Source organism: Thiohalophilus thiocyanatoxydans (assembly GCF_004366735.1).
GTDB lineage: Bacteria > Pseudomonadota > Gammaproteobacteria > UBA6429 > Thiohalophilaceae > Thiohalophilus > Thiohalophilus thiocyanatoxydans.
Map to the genome: position 1 here is coordinate 735,141 of NZ_SOQX01000001.1, position 14,484 is coordinate 749,624.

13 protein-coding genes are annotated in these 14,484 nt (G+C 58.6%); 4 read left to right on the forward strand and 9 right to left on the reverse strand.

Features of this window, described 5'->3' with window-relative positions; genetic code table 11:
* Positions 1–5: 5 nt before the first annotated feature.
* The 5 genes from rodA to EDC23_RS03510 are packed head-to-tail and all read right to left on the reverse strand — an operon-like array spanning position 6 to position 5,518.
* Positions 6–1,145, reverse strand: coding sequence for a rod shape-determining protein RodA (gene rodA, locus EDC23_RS03490; RefSeq protein ID WP_134081156.1), 1,140 nt, complete (start codon positions 1,143–1,145; stop codon positions 6–8).
* Positions 1,132–3,003 (reverse strand): penicillin-binding protein 2, encoded by a 1,872-nt coding sequence (mrdA, locus tag EDC23_RS03495; protein ID WP_134081158.1) that lies wholly within the window; start codon positions 3,001–3,003, stop codon positions 1,132–1,134. The genes rodA and mrdA overlap by 14 nt, the downstream gene beginning before the upstream one ends.
* Before the next feature lie 8 nt (positions 3,004–3,011).
* Positions 3,012–3,500 (reverse strand): rod shape-determining protein MreD, encoded by a 489-nt coding sequence (gene mreD, locus EDC23_RS03500; RefSeq protein ID WP_243830694.1) that lies wholly within the window; start codon positions 3,498–3,500, stop codon positions 3,012–3,014.
* Positions 3,497–4,417 carry a rod shape-determining protein MreC gene (gene mreC / locus EDC23_RS03505; RefSeq protein WP_208321269.1) on the reverse strand — a complete coding sequence of 307 codons (921 nt, stop codon included), beginning with the start codon at positions 4,415–4,417 and terminating at the stop codon, positions 3,497–3,499. Before mreC ends, mreD begins: the two co-directional genes overlap by 4 nt.
* 54 nt (positions 4,418–4,471) lie before the next feature.
* Positions 4,472–5,518: a rod shape-determining protein gene (locus EDC23_RS03510; protein WP_134081162.1), complete on the reverse strand. Its 1,047-nt coding sequence runs from the start codon at positions 5,516–5,518 to the stop codon at positions 4,472–4,474.
* 168 nt (positions 5,519–5,686) lie between these two features.
* On the opposite strand from EDC23_RS03510, the gene gatC reads away from it, so the two are divergent.
* The 4 genes from gatC (at position 5,687) to hslO (ending at position 10,002) form a co-directional block, all read left to right on the forward strand.
* Positions 5,687–5,974, forward strand: coding sequence for an Asp-tRNA(Asn)/Glu-tRNA(Gln) amidotransferase subunit GatC (gatC, locus tag EDC23_RS03515; protein ID WP_134081164.1), 288 nt, complete (start codon positions 5,687–5,689; stop codon positions 5,972–5,974).
* A 69-nt stretch (positions 5,975–6,043) separates the two neighbouring features.
* The gene (gene gatA / locus EDC23_RS03520) at positions 6,044–7,498 is read left to right on the forward strand and encodes an Asp-tRNA(Asn)/Glu-tRNA(Gln) amidotransferase subunit GatA (RefSeq protein ID WP_134081166.1); all 1,455 of its coding nucleotides are present in this window, start codon (positions 6,044–6,046) and stop codon (positions 7,496–7,498) included.
* A 154-nt stretch (positions 7,499–7,652) separates the two neighbouring features.
* Positions 7,653–9,086 (forward strand): Asp-tRNA(Asn)/Glu-tRNA(Gln) amidotransferase subunit GatB, encoded by a 1,434-nt coding sequence (gatB, locus tag EDC23_RS03525; RefSeq protein WP_134081310.1) that lies wholly within the window; start codon positions 7,653–7,655, stop codon positions 9,084–9,086.
* 43 nt (positions 9,087–9,129) lie between these two features.
* Complete coding sequence (gene hslO / locus EDC23_RS03530) at positions 9,130–10,002, forward strand: Hsp33 family molecular chaperone HslO (RefSeq protein WP_134081168.1); 873 nt, start codon at positions 9,130–9,132, stop codon at positions 10,000–10,002.
* Here hslO and EDC23_RS03535 read toward each other — a convergent pair.
* The 4 genes from EDC23_RS03535 to EDC23_RS03550 all read right to left on the reverse strand — a co-directional run bounded on the left by EDC23_RS03535 (position 9,996) and on the right by EDC23_RS03550 (position 14,464).
* On the reverse strand, positions 9,996–10,760 hold the full coding sequence (locus EDC23_RS03535; protein ID WP_134081170.1) for a HesA/MoeB/ThiF family protein: 765 nt from the start codon (positions 10,758–10,760) through the stop codon (positions 9,996–9,998). The genes hslO and EDC23_RS03535 overlap by 7 nt on opposite strands.
* 381 nt (positions 10,761–11,141) lie before the next feature.
* A complete protein-coding gene (locus EDC23_RS03540; RefSeq protein ID WP_134081173.1) occupies positions 11,142–11,534 on the reverse strand; it encodes a hypothetical protein in 393 nt (130 codons plus the stop codon).
* 85 nt (positions 11,535–11,619) lie between these two features.
* Entirely contained in the window at positions 11,620–12,471 is an 852-nt protein-coding gene (prmC, locus tag EDC23_RS03545; RefSeq protein WP_134081312.1) for a peptide chain release factor N(5)-glutamine methyltransferase, read from the reverse strand.
* Between the two features lie 160 nt (positions 12,472–12,631).
* Entirely contained in the window at positions 12,632–14,464 is a 1,833-nt protein-coding gene (locus tag EDC23_RS03550) for a cation:proton antiporter (RefSeq protein WP_134081175.1), read from the reverse strand.
* Between the last annotated feature and the right edge of the window lie 20 nt (positions 14,465–14,484).

Consider the following 14,484-nt stretch of genomic DNA (forward strand, 5'->3'; position numbering starts at 1 on the left):
TAGTGTCAGGTTGATATAAGCCGCCGATGCGTCTGGATAGACATAAGAATACCGAAACCGGCCAGCAAGGTCACTATGGATGTTCCCCCATAGCTGATCAGGGGCAGGGGAACGCCCACCACCGGCAACAGGCCGGAGACCATGCCGATATTGACAAGCACATAAATAAAGAATGTCAGGATCAGGCTGCCGGCCAGAAGGCGGCTGTAAGTGTTCTGGGCGCGGGCGGCGATGAGCATCCCGCGGGCGATTAATATCCCGTAGAGCAGTAACAGGACCAGTGCCCCAAGCAGGCCAAACTCCTCGCCGAATACGGCAAAGATAAAATCGGTGGAGCGTTCCGGCAGAAAGTCCAGATGCGCCTGGGTCCCGTTCAGCCAGCCCTTACCGTAGATACCGCCTGAACCGATGGCAATGGTGGATTGAATAATATGATAACCGGAACCCAGCGGTTCAATTTCCGGGTTAATAAAAGTCAATACCCGTTGCTGCTGATAGTCATGCAGCAGATAGTTCCAGATTAGCGGGGTGCTGGCGATCAGGACAAGGAGCGCCCCGATAATCAGCTTCCAGCCCAATCCGGCAAGGAACAGAACAAAAAATCCGGCACAGGCAATCAACAGGGCCGTACCCAGATCCGGCTGTCGGGCAATTAACAACGTGGGTACCACCAGTAGCAGAATGCTGATCAAAAGCCGTCCCGGTGACGGTGGGATGGCGGTCTTGCACAGATACCAGGCGATCATCATTGGTACGGCGATTTTCATGATCTCCGACGGTTGAAAACGGAACAGACCAAAGTTCAGCCAGCGTTGCGCGCCGCCGCCGGCTTGACCGACGAGCAGGACCGCGAGCAGCAATATCAGACCCATACCGAACAGCCACGGTGACCAGACGCGGATAGTCTCCGGCCTCAGTTGCGCCAGAGCCACCATGAGTATGAAACCGACCAGGAACCGCAGGGCATGGCGAACAAGCAAATCGGCATCCCGATCCGAGGCGCTGTAAAGAACAAAACCACCGATAATGGCAAGGATTAACAGGCCGAGTAATAAAGGGAAATCCAGATGCAGGCGTTGCAGTAACTGGCGACCGGCGCTGATGCGGTTTTCATTGGCAAACTGATGGCTGTCAGTAAGGCTCATGACGTTCATCCCGGTTAAGCAGATAATGATCCATCACTTTGCGTGCGATCGGCGCGGCGGAGGAACTGCCGCTGCCGCCGTTTTCCACAATGACCGCAACGGCAATGCGCGGATCCTCCAGAGGCGCAAAACTGATGAACAGGCCGTGATCGCGCAACTTTTTGATGACGTCTTCCTCGACATACTCTTCATCCTGAGCAATACCAAATACCTGGGAGGTGCCGGTTTTACCGGCGGCTTTGTACTGCATTCCGCGACTTATACCACGGGCGGTACCGGAGGTGCCGTGAATAACATCCTCCATACCCTGGATGACGGTTTGCCAGTGCTGCTCCTCGATTGCCTCAATCGGTTCGCGTGGTTTGCTTTCTTGAACAGTAAACTCGTTATTGGTGGCATCCTGAACGGCATAGAGCATGCGTGGTGTCTGACGTTGACCGCGCTGGCTCAAAGTGGCGGTAATATTGGCCAGTTGCAACGGGGTGGCCAACATAAATCCCTGACCGATACCGGTAATCAGGGTTTCACCATGGTACCAGGACTCGTTGCGTGTCCGCCGCTTCCATTCACGCGACGGCACCAGCCCGGGTCGTTCGCCCAGGATATCAATGCCGGTGCGCTGGCCGAGGCCAAAACGCGTGAGATACTTATGAATGTTGTCGATGCCCAGCTCGAAAGATAGTTCATAGAAAAAGACATCACAGGACTCGGTAATGGCTTTTCCAAGATCCGTTCTGCCATGGCCTTCTTCTTTCCAGTCACGATAACGACGCTTGTCGTTTTTCAGTTTGTACCAGCCTTTGCAGTTCAATTCATGATCGGGCTCAAGTGCTTCGGTTTCCAGACTGGCCAGGCCGAGGAACGGCTTGAGGGTTGAACCGGGGGGGTACTGACCGCGCAGGGCGCGATTGAACAGCGGACGTGACAGGGTGGTGGTGAGGGCTCGATAGGTTTTCGAGTCGATGCCGTTGACGAACAGGCCGGGATCATAGGTCGGCAGGCTGACAAAAGCCAGCACCGCGCCGTTATTCGGATCCATCGCTACCAGGGCGCCGTTTTCGTCACCGAAACTCTCTTCGGCGACTTCCTGCAGGCGTGCATCAATGTTGAGATACAGGTTTTTGCCCGGTTTGGGCAAGGTCCGTTCGAGTACTCGCAGGATGCGCCCCTGCGCGTTGGTTTCTACCCGTTGATACCCGACTTCACCATGTAGTTGTTCTTCGTAATAGCGTTCGATTCCGACTTTGCCGATATGCGAGGTAGCGCTGTAATTGGCGGCCTGGCTCTCATCGAGCTCATTTTCACTGATGCGTCCGACATAACCGATGGCATGGGAAGCCAGTTCACCCAGTGGGTAATGACGCACCAGCTCAGCTTTGATTTCTACCCCCGGAAGACGGTATTGATCGACGGTAATACGTGCGACCTCCTCGTCGGTCAGTCTAAACCGTAAAGGGATGCCTTCAAAGCGGCGTTTTTGCATACGGTAACGGTGAAAACGGGCGATGTCCCGTTCGGTTAAATTGATGCGTTGCTTTAATGCCTCGAGAGTCGCATCCAGATCCGGAATGTGTTCCGGTACCAGAGTCAGGGTAAAGCTCGGCTGGTTCTGGGCCAGGACAATGCCATTGCGATCATGAATCAGGCCACGGGTCGGCGGGATAGGCAGCAGGTTGACCCGGTTGTTTTCCGACAGAGTCGAATAATGTGTCTGATTGATAACCTGCAAATAGAACAGCTTGGTAACCAGTACAGCAGTCAGTATGCCTACCACGATCGCGGCGATCATCAGACGCCGATTAAACAACGCGGTTTCGTGCAGATTATCCTTGAAGGCTGATTGAGGATTACTTGGCATCGGTTCGTTCAGCTGAGCTGATAACGGCGTCGGATCTGTCGTAATACCAGGTAGACCGGGGTCCAGAAAACCAGTGTGCTGACGGCCGGTAATAGCATTTTCCAGAATGACGGCAATTCGCCGGTCATGCCCTTGATCCAGAAAACCAGGATGTACTGCAGTATCACCAGCAAGGCCAGGGCCAGGGCCTGTTGCCATATGGGAAAGACCCGCATACGTTGATGCAAATTAATCACAATAAACGCGATCAGTGCCAGGGCAATGGCATATTGGCCGAGCAGGGCGTCGCGCACTACATCCAGTAACAGTCCCAGTATCCAGGCGATCCCGACGCCAATCCGTTGCGGAAGGGCCATGACCCAGTATACCAGGACCATTATCACCCACTCGGGACGGAGCGCCTCCAGCGTCCCGGGCAAGGGCATAATGGTCAGAGCCAGTGCCACGACAAAACTGAGCAGGATTACGCCGCCACCTCTTTGCGTTGCGCTTTTCACTTTTCTTCTCTCCGTTTATGCGCTTCGCAGGGGTTCTCCATCTCCGGCAGGTTGGCCAGTGCCGGCCAGACCAGCAGAACTTCACGGCTACGCTGAAGTCGCGCCACCGGTTCGGCAATGATTTCGGCAAACGGCAGACTGGGGTTGGTGGTGACGTCGGTCACCGTGGCCACCGGATAGCCGGCGGGGTAAACACAACCCAGTCCGGAGCTGACCAGCAGATCGCCGCGTTGAATGTCAGCGTTGTTTGGCAGGTGCCGCAGTTCCACGCTGTCTTCGCCGGTGCCGATGGCCACGGCGCGCAGTCCGTTGCGATTCACCTGCACCGGCACGGCATGATTGGGGTCGGTAATAAGCTGGGCGGTACTGGAAAACGGGGTGACATGGGTCAGTTTGCCCATGACTCCCTGGGCGTCGATGAGCGGTTGGCCGACATACAGGTCGTCGTGATTACTGCCTTTATCGATCACGATCTGCTTTCGATAAGGATCGAGATCCACGGCCAGCAGTTCGGCAATCAGGATCCGCTCGCCCGCCCGTCTGGAGGATTGCAGTAATTCGCGTAAATGAATGTTTTCCGCCTCGATAAAAGTCAGCTTCTGCAGCTGGGCCTTGAGCAGGGTGTTCTGGGTGCGCAGTTCGGCGTTCTGTTTTTGCAATTCGTCGCGGGAGACAAAGGTATTCGAAGCCCAGCCTATGAGTTCGGCGGGCAGGTTGACCGCGTATTGCAGGGGATAGACCACCACGGCAATGCCGGAGCGGATGGTGTGGATATAACTGGTACGATGATCCATGGTCATCAGTGCCACTGAAAGCAGGATCAGCAGCAGCAAGCGCGTTGTGGCAGACGGACCTTGTACAAATAAGAGTTTAACGATCAGGCTCCCTGACAGAATCGACTGGACCGGACAGGATATGAGGTTACCGGATTTTACCCGGCATTGTGAATCCGCCGGGCATGCGCCGAAACGCTATTCGACAGTAAACAGATCGCCGCCATGTTCGTCGATCATCTCCAGCGCCCGGCCGCCACCCCGTGCCACACAGGTCAGCGGATCCTCGGCGATGATCACGGGCAGGCCGGTCTCTTCCATCAGCAGACGATCCAGATCGTTGAGCAGGGCCCCGCCGCCGGTCAGTACCATGCCGCATTCGGCGATATCCGAAGCCAGTTCCGGCGGGGTCTGTTCCAGGGCGGTCTTGACCGCGCTGATGATGCCCGACAGGGGTTCCTGCAGGGATTCGAGAATCTCGTTACTGTTGAGGGTAAAGGTGCGTGGTACCCCTTCGGCCAGGTTGCGACCCCGGACTTCCATCTCGCGGACCTCGTGGCCGGGGTAGGCGGTACCAATTTCTTCTTTGATGCGCTCGGCCGTGGCCTCGCCAATCAGGCTGCCGTAATTGCGCCGCACGTAGTTGATAATCGCCTCGTCGAAACGGTCGCCACCGATGCGCACCGAGGCGGAATAGACGATCCCGCTCAGGGAGATGACGGCGACTTCGGTGGTGCCGCCGCCGACATCCACGACCATCGAGCCACTGGCGTCGGAGATGGGCATCCCGGCGCCGATGGCCGCGGCCATCGGCTCTTCAATCAGGTAGACTTCACGGGCGCCGGCGCCGGCCGCCGATTCGCGAATCGCCCGGCGTTCCACCTGGGTGGAGCCGCAGGGAACGCAGATCAGCACCCGCGGGCTGGGCCGGAAAAAACGGGTTTCGTGGACCTTGCGAATGAAGTGCTGGAGCATTTTTTCGGTGACGGTGAAATCGGCGATCACGCCGTCTTTCATCGGCCGTACGGCCACAATATTACCGGGGGTACGGCCCAGCATGCGCTTGGCCTCGGCGCCGACTGCGGCAATCGATTTGGGCCCGCCCGGTCCGCGCTCCTGACGGATCGCCACGACCGAGGGCTCATTGAGTACAATACCCTGGCCACGGACATAAATGAGGGTATTGGCGGTACCCAGATCGACCGAAATATCGTTGGAGAAAAGACCCCGTAAACTCTCAAACATGTTTGTAATCTTTATAGGTGAAAGGACACGACAGTATAAACAGTTACTGTAATCAAATAGAAGGGCTTTGGGCAAGGAATCATCTGTGGTAACGTTGCCAATTTGCCTAGCCCATCACAGCCGGTCTGGCGCCGGGATCGTGGATTAGTCTGGACTACCGAGGAAATCATGTCACTGGATAAATCTGATGTCGAAAAAATTGCGCATCTGGCCCAGCTGGGCATCAGCGAGGTCGATATTCCCGGCTATGCCGACAACCTGTCCAGTATCCTGGAAATGGTCGAACAGATGAACGCGGTGGATACCGCCGCGGTGACCCCGATGGCCCACCCGCTTGACGCGGTACAACCCCTGCGCGAGGACAGGGTCACCGAAACGGATCAGCGGGAACGCTTCCAGGCGGTGGCCCCCAGTGTCGATGATGGCCTGTATCTGGTTCCCCGGGTCGTTGAATAACGCCGCCTGCGAGCGGATTTCCCCTTAAAATTCTGCACCACCGAACACTGATAATTACAGAGAGATGGCATGCACGACAAAACGCTTGCGGAACTGGCCCGGGATCTGAACAGCGGGACATACTCCAGCGAGGAGCTGACCCGACACTATCTCGAGCGTATCGCCAGTCACGATTCGCAGCTCAACAGCTACATTACCGCCGCCACCGACGCGGCACTGGTCCGCGCGCGGGCGGCGGACGAACAGCGCGCCGCCGGCGAGGCCGGCCCGTTGACCGGCATCCCGCTGGCGCACAAGGATATTTTCTGCACCGACGGCCTCAAAACCAGCTGCGGCTCGAAAATGCTGGATAACTTCATCGCCCCCTACGACGCCACCGTGGTCAGCCGTCTGAACGAGGCGGGGATGGTCACCCTGGGCAAGACCAACATGGACGAGTTCGCCATGGGCTCCTCCAACGAGACCAGCTTCTACGGCCCGGTGAAAAATCCCTGGGATACCGGTACCGTGCCCGGCGGCTCCTCCGGCGGATCGGCGGCAGCCGTGGCGGCCCGGCTGGCCCCGGCGGCCACCGGCACCGATACCGGCGGCTCGATTCGCCAGCCGGCGGCGTTGTGCGGGGTCACCGGCCTCAAGCCGACTTACGGGCGGGTCTCCCGCTACGGCATGATCGCCTTCGCCTCCAGCCTGGATCAGGCCGGTCCGCTCACCCAAACCGCCGAGGATGCGGCACTGCTGCTCAACGCCATGGCCGGCTTCGATCCGCGCGACTCCACCAGCCTGGACAGAGCGGTGCCCGACTACAGCGCCGGGCTGGGCGCGGATCTGACGGGGCTGAAAATCGGCCTGATCAAGGAGCATTTCGATCCCGGCCTGGACGGGGGCGTCGCCGACGCGGTCGATGCCGCACTGGCCGAGTACAAAAAACTGGGCGCCGAAGTGGTGGAGATCAGCCTGCCCAACACCCATCTGTCGGTGCCGGCCTATTACGTGGTGGCCCCGGCCGAGTGCTCCTCTAACCTGTCGCGCTTCGACGGGGTGCGCTTCGGCTACCGCTGTGAGAATCCGACGGATCTGGCGGATCTCTACAAGCGCAGCCGCGGCGAGGCCTTCGGCCCCGAGGTCAAGCGGCGCATCATGGTCGGCACCTACGCCCTGTCGGCCGGCTACTACGACGCTTATTATATAAAGGCGCAACAGGCGCGGCGGCTGATCCGCGACGACTTCGTACGGGCCTTCGAGTCGGTGGACGTGATCATGGGTCCGACCGCCCCGAGCCCTGCCTTCAAGCTGGGCGAAAAAGCCGACGATCCGATCACCATGTACCTGTCGGACATCTACACCATCGCCGCCAACCTGGCCGGCCTGCCGGCCATGTCGGTGCCGGCCGGGTTTGTGAACAACCTGCCGGTCGGCCTGCAGATCATCGGCAACTACTTCGACGAAGCGCGCCTGCTCAACGTTGCTCATCGTTACCAAGAGGTCACCGACTGGCACCAGCGAATCCCTTCGGGATTCGAGTGACGAGTCACGAGGGACGAGTTACGAGGATTTGTCTTGTCCCCGGAATCAAGAATTCGTTATTAGTGATGATTATGACTATGTTGAAAAATGTGGACAGTGACAGGTATGGCTTTATTTCCTCGTCCCTCGTCCCTCGTACCTCGGAACTGACATGATGGAATGGGAAACGGTTATCGGGCTTGAGATTCATACCCAGCTGGCGACGCAGAGCAAGATCTTCTCCGGCGCCCCGACCGCCTATGGTGCGCCGCCCAACAGTCAGGCCTGCGCGGTGGATCTGGGTCTGCCGGGCGTGCTGCCGGTGCTGAACAAAGAGGTGGTCAATATGGCCATCAAGTTCGGTCTGGCCATCGAGGCGCAGATCGCGCCGCGCTCGATCTTCGCGCGCAAGAACTACTTCTATCCCGATCTGCCCAAGGGCTATCAGATCAGCCAGTATGAGCTGCCGATCGTCGAGCAGGGCAAGCTCGCCATTCGTCTGGAGGACGGCAGCGAAAAGATCATTGGTGTGACCCGCGCGCACCTGGAAGAGGACGCCGGCAAGTCATTGCACGAGGATTACCACGGCATGACCGGGATCGATCTCAATCGCGCGGGCACCCCCTTGCTGGAGATCGTCTCCGAGCCGGATATGCGGTCGGCGGAAGAGGCGGTCGCCTACATGAAAAAGATCCATGCGCTGGTGCGCTATCTGGGCATCAGCGACGGCAACATGCAGGAAGGGTCGTTCCGCTGTGACGCCAATGTGTCGGTACGTCCCAGAGGGCAGATCGAGTTCGGTACCCGTTCGGAACTGAAGAACATCAACTCCTTCCGCTTTGTGGAGCGTGCGATCAACTTCGAGGTGGAACGCCAGATCGATCTGCTCGAAGCCGGCGGCGAGGTGATTCAGGAGACCCGACTGTACGATGCCGACCGGGACGAGACCCGCTCCATGCGCTCCAAGGAGGAGGCGATGGACTATCGCTACTTCCCCGATCCCGATCTGTTGCCGGTGGAAATTACCTCAGAGCATATCGAGTCGATCCGCGCGACTTTACCGGAACTGCCCGAAGCCAAAAAAGATCGCTTTATCAGTGACTATGGTCTCAAGGCGGAAGACGCGGTGATTCTGACCGCCAGCCGGGAGATGGCCGATTATTTTGAGGCGGTCGTCGAATCTTCCGGCGAAGCGAAACTGGCCGCCAACTGGGTTATCGGCGAGCTGGCCGGTTACCTGAACAGGGAAGATATCGCGATCGGCGACAGCCCGATCACTGCCGGGATGCTGGCCGGGGTAATCAAACGGATCAGCGACAACACCATCTCCGGCAAGATCGCCAAGGATGTGTTCGATGCCATGTGGAACGGCGAAGGCGATGCCGACACCATTATCGAGCAAAAAGGTCTCAAGCAGATCACCGACACGGGTGAGCTGGAGGCGATCGTTGATAAAGTGATCGCCGACAATCCCGAACAGGTCGAGCAGTTCAGGGCCGGCAAGGAGAAGGTACTGGGCTTTTTCGTCGGCCAGTGTATGAAAGCCACCGGCGGCAAGGGCAACCCGGCCCAGCTCAATCAGATGCTGCGCGACAAACTCGGTAAATGATTCTGATAACGCACGGCCGGCCAATGAGGGCCGGGGATGCAGCATGAGTGATACTTTACAACGCTTTTTATTCGAGAACCTCGCGATCCGTGGCGATCTGGTGCAACTGGATGCTACCTGGCAGGCGGTTCAGGAAAAGCATGCCTATCCCGATCCGGTGCTGCATCTGCTCGGTGAGGTGATGACCGCGGCGGTGTTGTTATCGGCGACACTCAAACACAAAAGTCGTCTGACCATGCAGATCCAGGGTAACGGAACGATTCCGTTTCTGGTGGTGGAGTGCACGCACGATCACAACCTGCGCGGCATGGCCCATTACGCCGAAGATATCCAGCCGGCCAGCCTGAATGAACTGGTGGGCGACGGGCGACTGGCCATTACCCTGGAGCCGGCCGACAGCAGCGAACGTTATCAAAGTATTGTCGCACTGAGCGGCAACACACTCGCCGAAGCGATCGAGGATTATCTCTCCCGGTCGGAACAACTGGATACCCGGATCTGGCTGGCGGTCAGCGAGGGACGCACCGCCGGGCTGTTGATTCAGAAACTGCCGTCGAGTCAGACAGCCGAGGAGCAGGAAGGCTGGAACCGGGTAGGGCAGCTCTCGGCGACCATCGGCCAGCGGGAACTGCTCGATCTGGGACCGGCACAAATTATTCACCGGCTCTATCACGAGGAAGATGTGCGGGTGTTCGAATCAGAGGCGGTCTGCTTCCGCTGTTCCTGTAACACGGAGCGCGTGATCGGGATGCTGCGTCAACTGGGTATCGAGGAAGTGCGCGCGATCCTCGAAGAAGAACACGCCGTCGAGGTGACCTGTGAGTTTTGCAACCAGCACTACCGGTTTGATGCGGTGGATGCCGAACAGTTATTTGTCAACGATGCCAGTCATCGGGCGCCCGATACGCGTCAGTGAGCCCGCCGTTCCGTTGACCGGGTGCCGCACACCGGGCATTCATCGTCCTGCTTCAGGGCCAGAGTGCGCCACTCCATGTGCAAAGCATCGAGCAGTAACAGTTTTCCGTCCAGCGTCGAGCCGATATTCAGCAGGATCTTGAGCACTTCAGTGGCCTGGATGCTGCCGATGATTCCGACCACCGGTGCCAGTACCCCGTTTTCGCTGCAGGAGCCATCAAGCTCACCCTCTTCACGGTACAGGCAGCGATAACAGGGCGTTCCCGGCCGGTTTAAAAACACACTGACCTGACCTTCCATGCGTATCGCCGAGCCCGAGACCAGCGGGGTGGCGGTTTCAACGCAGACACGGTTTATGGCGAACCGGGTTTCAAAATTATCCGTGGCATCAACCACGACATCCACATTCTGGGTGATTTCGCGCAGTTCCTTATCGGAAAGTTTGTGGTCCAGTGCGGTGATCTGCAGGTGCGGATTAAGTTTTGTCAGTCTGTCGGCGGCGGAAGTGATTTTGTGATGGCCGATATCCTGCTGGCTGTGCAGAATCTGGCGCTGCAGATTGGACAGATCCACCTTGTCGTGATCCACCAGCACCAGTTGACCAACCCCGGCTGCCGCCAGATACATCGCCACCGGCGAACCCAGTCCGCCCAGTCCGATGATCAATACCCGTGAAGCCTGTAGCTTCTCCTGCCCGGCCACGTCCACCTGGGGGAGCATAATCTGGCGACTGTAGCGCAGCAGTTCTTCGTCGTTCATAGTCGGTTGACCGTCATATTGAAGCTTCAGATAAGTAAAAGAATACGCCAAACATGCAGAGTTGAACAGGCAACTGAAAGTTGGCAGATGGCAGTTAGCAGTTGAAATCGAAAATTTGGGGGTTTCTGGCTCCTGCTTGTCTAGCCGTAGGTCAGATTGCGCGCAGTGCTACCTGACATTCCTCTGACGCGACACTTTGTCGCTCGCAGAGACGCCATGGCGTAGAGAAACTACGGCCTTTTATTCTCGGCGAGCTCTGCACCCACACAACGGACATAAACGTCTCTGCGAGAGTCAACACATAACAGCAGCAGAAGGTAGATGGCAGTCGGAAATTGGCGGGGTTTCTAGCCCCTGGTATCTAGTATCTAGTAGCTGATTTTATAGATAGTTACGCCAGTGGACGGGACGGGGATCGCGGCAGCCGTGTTCGCGTGCGCGGTAGTGCTTGATGAAGATTTCCCGGGTGGTCTGGGTCTGGCAGGCGGGGCAGCCGATGTTGGCGCGTTCGGTCTCCTCGGTGTAGTAATAGAGGGAGCGCTTGAGTTTGATCAGCAGGGCGTTATCCAGGTGAAAGCCGACTTCGTGTAAAGCCTCCTCGATCTCGGCCAGCGTGATTTGACGCAGATCGTAGCGTACCAGCAGACGGGTGTCGTTCAGCGGTTCGACATGTTCGACCCCTTCGGCGTGGTGCAGCAATAGTGCGGCGGAACGGGCCGGATTGGGCTCGGGCTGCAGGGGATGAAAGAGTATGTCGCGCTGTTTGATCACCATGTTCGACCCGTCAGTGAAGATAGCTCAATCCTAGCCCCGTCACGCTGGCGGTCAAGAGCGGGGCTGAAAATAAGGATTTGCTGATTTACCCGGGCGGCAGCCGGCCCACGGCCACCCGGGGGTTGCCGCCATAATCGATAAAATCGGCCACCTCGGTGAAACCGGCGTCATGCAGCAGGTGCCGTACCGCCTCACCCTGATCGTAACCGTGCTCCAGCAACAGCCAGCCGCCGGGCCTGATATGCCCCGGCGCCTGTGTAACGAGGGTGCGAATCGCCGCCAGCCCGTCGGCGCCGGCGGCCAGGGCATGGTGCGGTTCAAAGCGCACGTCGCCCTGGGCCAGGTGGGGATCGGCTTCACACACATAGGGCGGATTGCTCGCGATCAGATCAAAGCGGCTGTCCGGCGCCAGCGCGGCCAGCCAGTCGGCCAGCACAAAGCGCACATTGGTCAGGCCCAGGCGTTCGGCGTTATGTTGCGCCACGGCCAGCGCGGCGGCGTCGCGATCGGTGGCAAGCACCTGCGCGGCGGGGCATTCACTCGCCAGCGCCAGGGCAATGGCGCCGCTGCCGGTGCCCAGATCGGCAATCGACCAGTTGGCCTGCGGCGGGATCCGTTCCAGCGCCAGTTCCACCAGCCGTTCGGTATCGGGGCGGGGGATCAGGGTGGCGGCCGAGATCTGCAGCGACAGGGACCAGAAATCCTGCTCCCCCAGAATATGCGCCACCGGTTCTCCCTGCAAACGACGTTGCAACAGGGTGGCAAAGGCCTGTTGCTGTGCCGGTGTCATCGGCTTCTCCGGCCAGGTATGCAACCACGTGCGGGAGCGTTGCAGCACCCGGGCCAGCAACAGCTCACTGTCCAGGCGTGCCGAATCGGACACCGCCTGCAGGCGTCGATGGGCGTCGTCCAGCAGCTGGCTGACGGTTAACGACATGAAGAAGGGCTCGAATGACACACGTTCGAAATTATACCTGAATCGGGTTTCAGGATATTCAGGTACATTCATCACCGGCTCGACATTTTGCAGGAACCGCTGTGCCTGTTCCGGCCTGCGGGCAGGGTGGCTCAAGCGAAGCGGAGCCACCGTCTCAAAGCTATTTTTCTTTCTCCTCCTGCACTTTGGCTTTTTCTTCCTCAGTCGGTTCGATCAGGCTGAGCAGGGTCCAGTCCGCCTCCGGTTGCATCTTGCCGTCGGCGACAAATGCCTGAATCCGCCCCCGCGGGTCGATGGCAAACAACGGAGTGGCCCGTTTGCCATACTTTTGTTGAAAGTCCTCGAAGGTGAAATCATCGCTTAGCAGGGTATCGTGAATCGCCGCACCCTGGCTGATCAGGCTGGAGAGTTTGGTGAAGGTGACATTCTCGCCGAACAGCAGATAGCCGCGATGTTGCTCGGCGGCCTTGAGTTTTTCCGGGGCATCCTTCTCCTGGGTGGTTTGCAGCGCATAGATTGCCCCCGAGCCGAATTCCCGACGAAAACGCAGGCCGGCCAGCACGTTCACATCGGCTACCGGGGAGAGCGCCAGCATGCGTCCGATGCCGACCAGATCCAGACATTGATCGGCATGGGCGGAGATGGGATTGCCATAATAGGTCGGCAGACCTTCCATGCGCGCCGCGCGAATGTTTTCCCAGCTGGTATCGGTCAACAGGACATTGAACTCCTGCTCCTGCAGGGCCTGGCCGATGAGGCGTGCCACCGGGTTGGCACCGATGATCAGAAAGCCGCGCGGCTCCGGCTCGGCCACGCCGAGCCAGACGGCAAACAGTCGCGCAGTGGCGCTTTGCAGTACCACGGTGCCGATGATCACCATAAAGGTCAGTGGCACCAGCAATGCTGCCTCGCTCATGCCCTCCTGCTGCAGGCGCAGGGCAAACAGTGCCGAGACCGCCGCGGCAACGATACCCCGCGGTGCGATCCAGGCCAGCAATGTTCGTTCTCGCCAGTTCAATGACGAGCGAAAGGTGGAAACCAGCACCTTCAGGGGCCGGGCGATGAACTGGATGGCCAGCAGGACAAACAGCGCCGGCCAGCCCAGCTCAATCAGGGCATTCAGATCCAGGCGCGCCGCCAGAATAATAAACAGGCCGGAGATAAACAGCAGGCTGAGACTTTCCTTGAACGACAGAATGTCATGGATGTGCACGCCTTTCATATTGGCCAGCCACAGGCCCATCACCGTGACCGCCAGCAGACCGGATTCGTGATACAGCGAATTGGAAATGACGAACACCGCGAACACCAGGATCAGGGTGGTGAGATTGTGCAGGTATTCGGGTAATAAGTGATGGCGTAACAGCAGCCCCAGCAGATAGCCGGGCAACGCCCCCATGGCGATGCCCACCGCCAGTATTGTGCCGAAACCGATCAGGGTAGATCCCAGGGCATCACTGCCCTGGCCGGTGATAATAAAGTTGAACACCAGCACCGCCAGCAGGGCGCCGATCGGATCGATGACAATGCCTTCCCAGCGCAGAATATGGGTCAGGCGGCTGTTAGGGCGCACGGTGCGCAGCATGGGGATGATGACCGTGGGGCCGGTGACCACCGTAATGGCGCCGAACAGCAACGCCAGCTCCCAGCCGATATCGAGTAACAGGTAAGTGGCGATGGCGGTCACGGCCCAGGTGACCAGCACGCCCACCGAGACCAGGTTGATCACCACCTTTTGCAGTCCGCGGATCTGTTCGAACCTGAGAGTCAGACTGCCTTCAAACAGGATGACAGCGACGGCCAGTGAGACGAACGGAAACAGCAGATCGCCGAACAGCGTATCGGGATCCAGCCAGCCGGTGATCGGGCCGGCCACGATCCCGCCCAGTAACAAAAACAGGATCGCTGGCAGTTTCAACCACCACGACAGCCACTGGCTGGTGATCCCGATCAGGCCGATACCGGCCAGGGCGATGAGAATATGTTCATGCATGAGCGATCGGCCGCCGCGGT

What these genes read in the sequence shown, in the direction of transcription:
- rodA (WP_134081156.1), bottom strand. Translation starts at nt 1,145, where the DNA reads ATGAGCCTTACTGACAGCCATCAGTTTGCCAATGAAAACCGCATCAGC.
- mrdA (WP_134081158.1), bottom strand. Translation starts at nt 3,003, where the DNA reads ATGCCAAGTAATCCTCAATCAGCCTTCAAGGATAATCTGCACGAAACC.
- EDC23_RS03510 (WP_134081162.1), bottom strand. Translation starts at nt 5,518, where the DNA reads ATGTTTGAGAGTTTACGGGGTCTTTTCTCCAACGATATTTCGGTCGAT.
- gatC (WP_134081164.1), top strand. Translation starts at nt 5,687, where the DNA reads ATGTCACTGGATAAATCTGATGTCGAAAAAATTGCGCATCTGGCCCAG.
- gatA (WP_134081166.1), top strand. Translation starts at nt 6,044, where the DNA reads ATGCACGACAAAACGCTTGCGGAACTGGCCCGGGATCTGAACAGCGGG.
- gatB (WP_134081310.1), top strand. Translation starts at nt 7,653, where the DNA reads ATGGAATGGGAAACGGTTATCGGGCTTGAGATTCATACCCAGCTGGCG.
- hslO (WP_134081168.1), top strand. Translation starts at nt 9,130, where the DNA reads ATGAGTGATACTTTACAACGCTTTTTATTCGAGAACCTCGCGATCCGT.
- EDC23_RS03535 (WP_134081170.1), bottom strand. Translation starts at nt 10,760, where the DNA reads ATGAACGACGAAGAACTGCTGCGCTACAGTCGCCAGATTATGCTCCCC.
- EDC23_RS03540 (WP_134081173.1), bottom strand. Translation starts at nt 11,534, where the DNA reads ATGGTGATCAAACAGCGCGACATACTCTTTCATCCCCTGCAGCCCGAG.
- prmC (WP_134081312.1), bottom strand. Translation starts at nt 12,471, where the DNA reads ATGTCGTTAACCGTCAGCCAGCTGCTGGACGACGCCCATCGACGCCTG.
- EDC23_RS03550 (WP_134081175.1), bottom strand. Translation starts at nt 14,464, where the DNA reads ATGCATGAACATATTCTCATCGCCCTGGCCGGTATCGGCCTGATCGGG.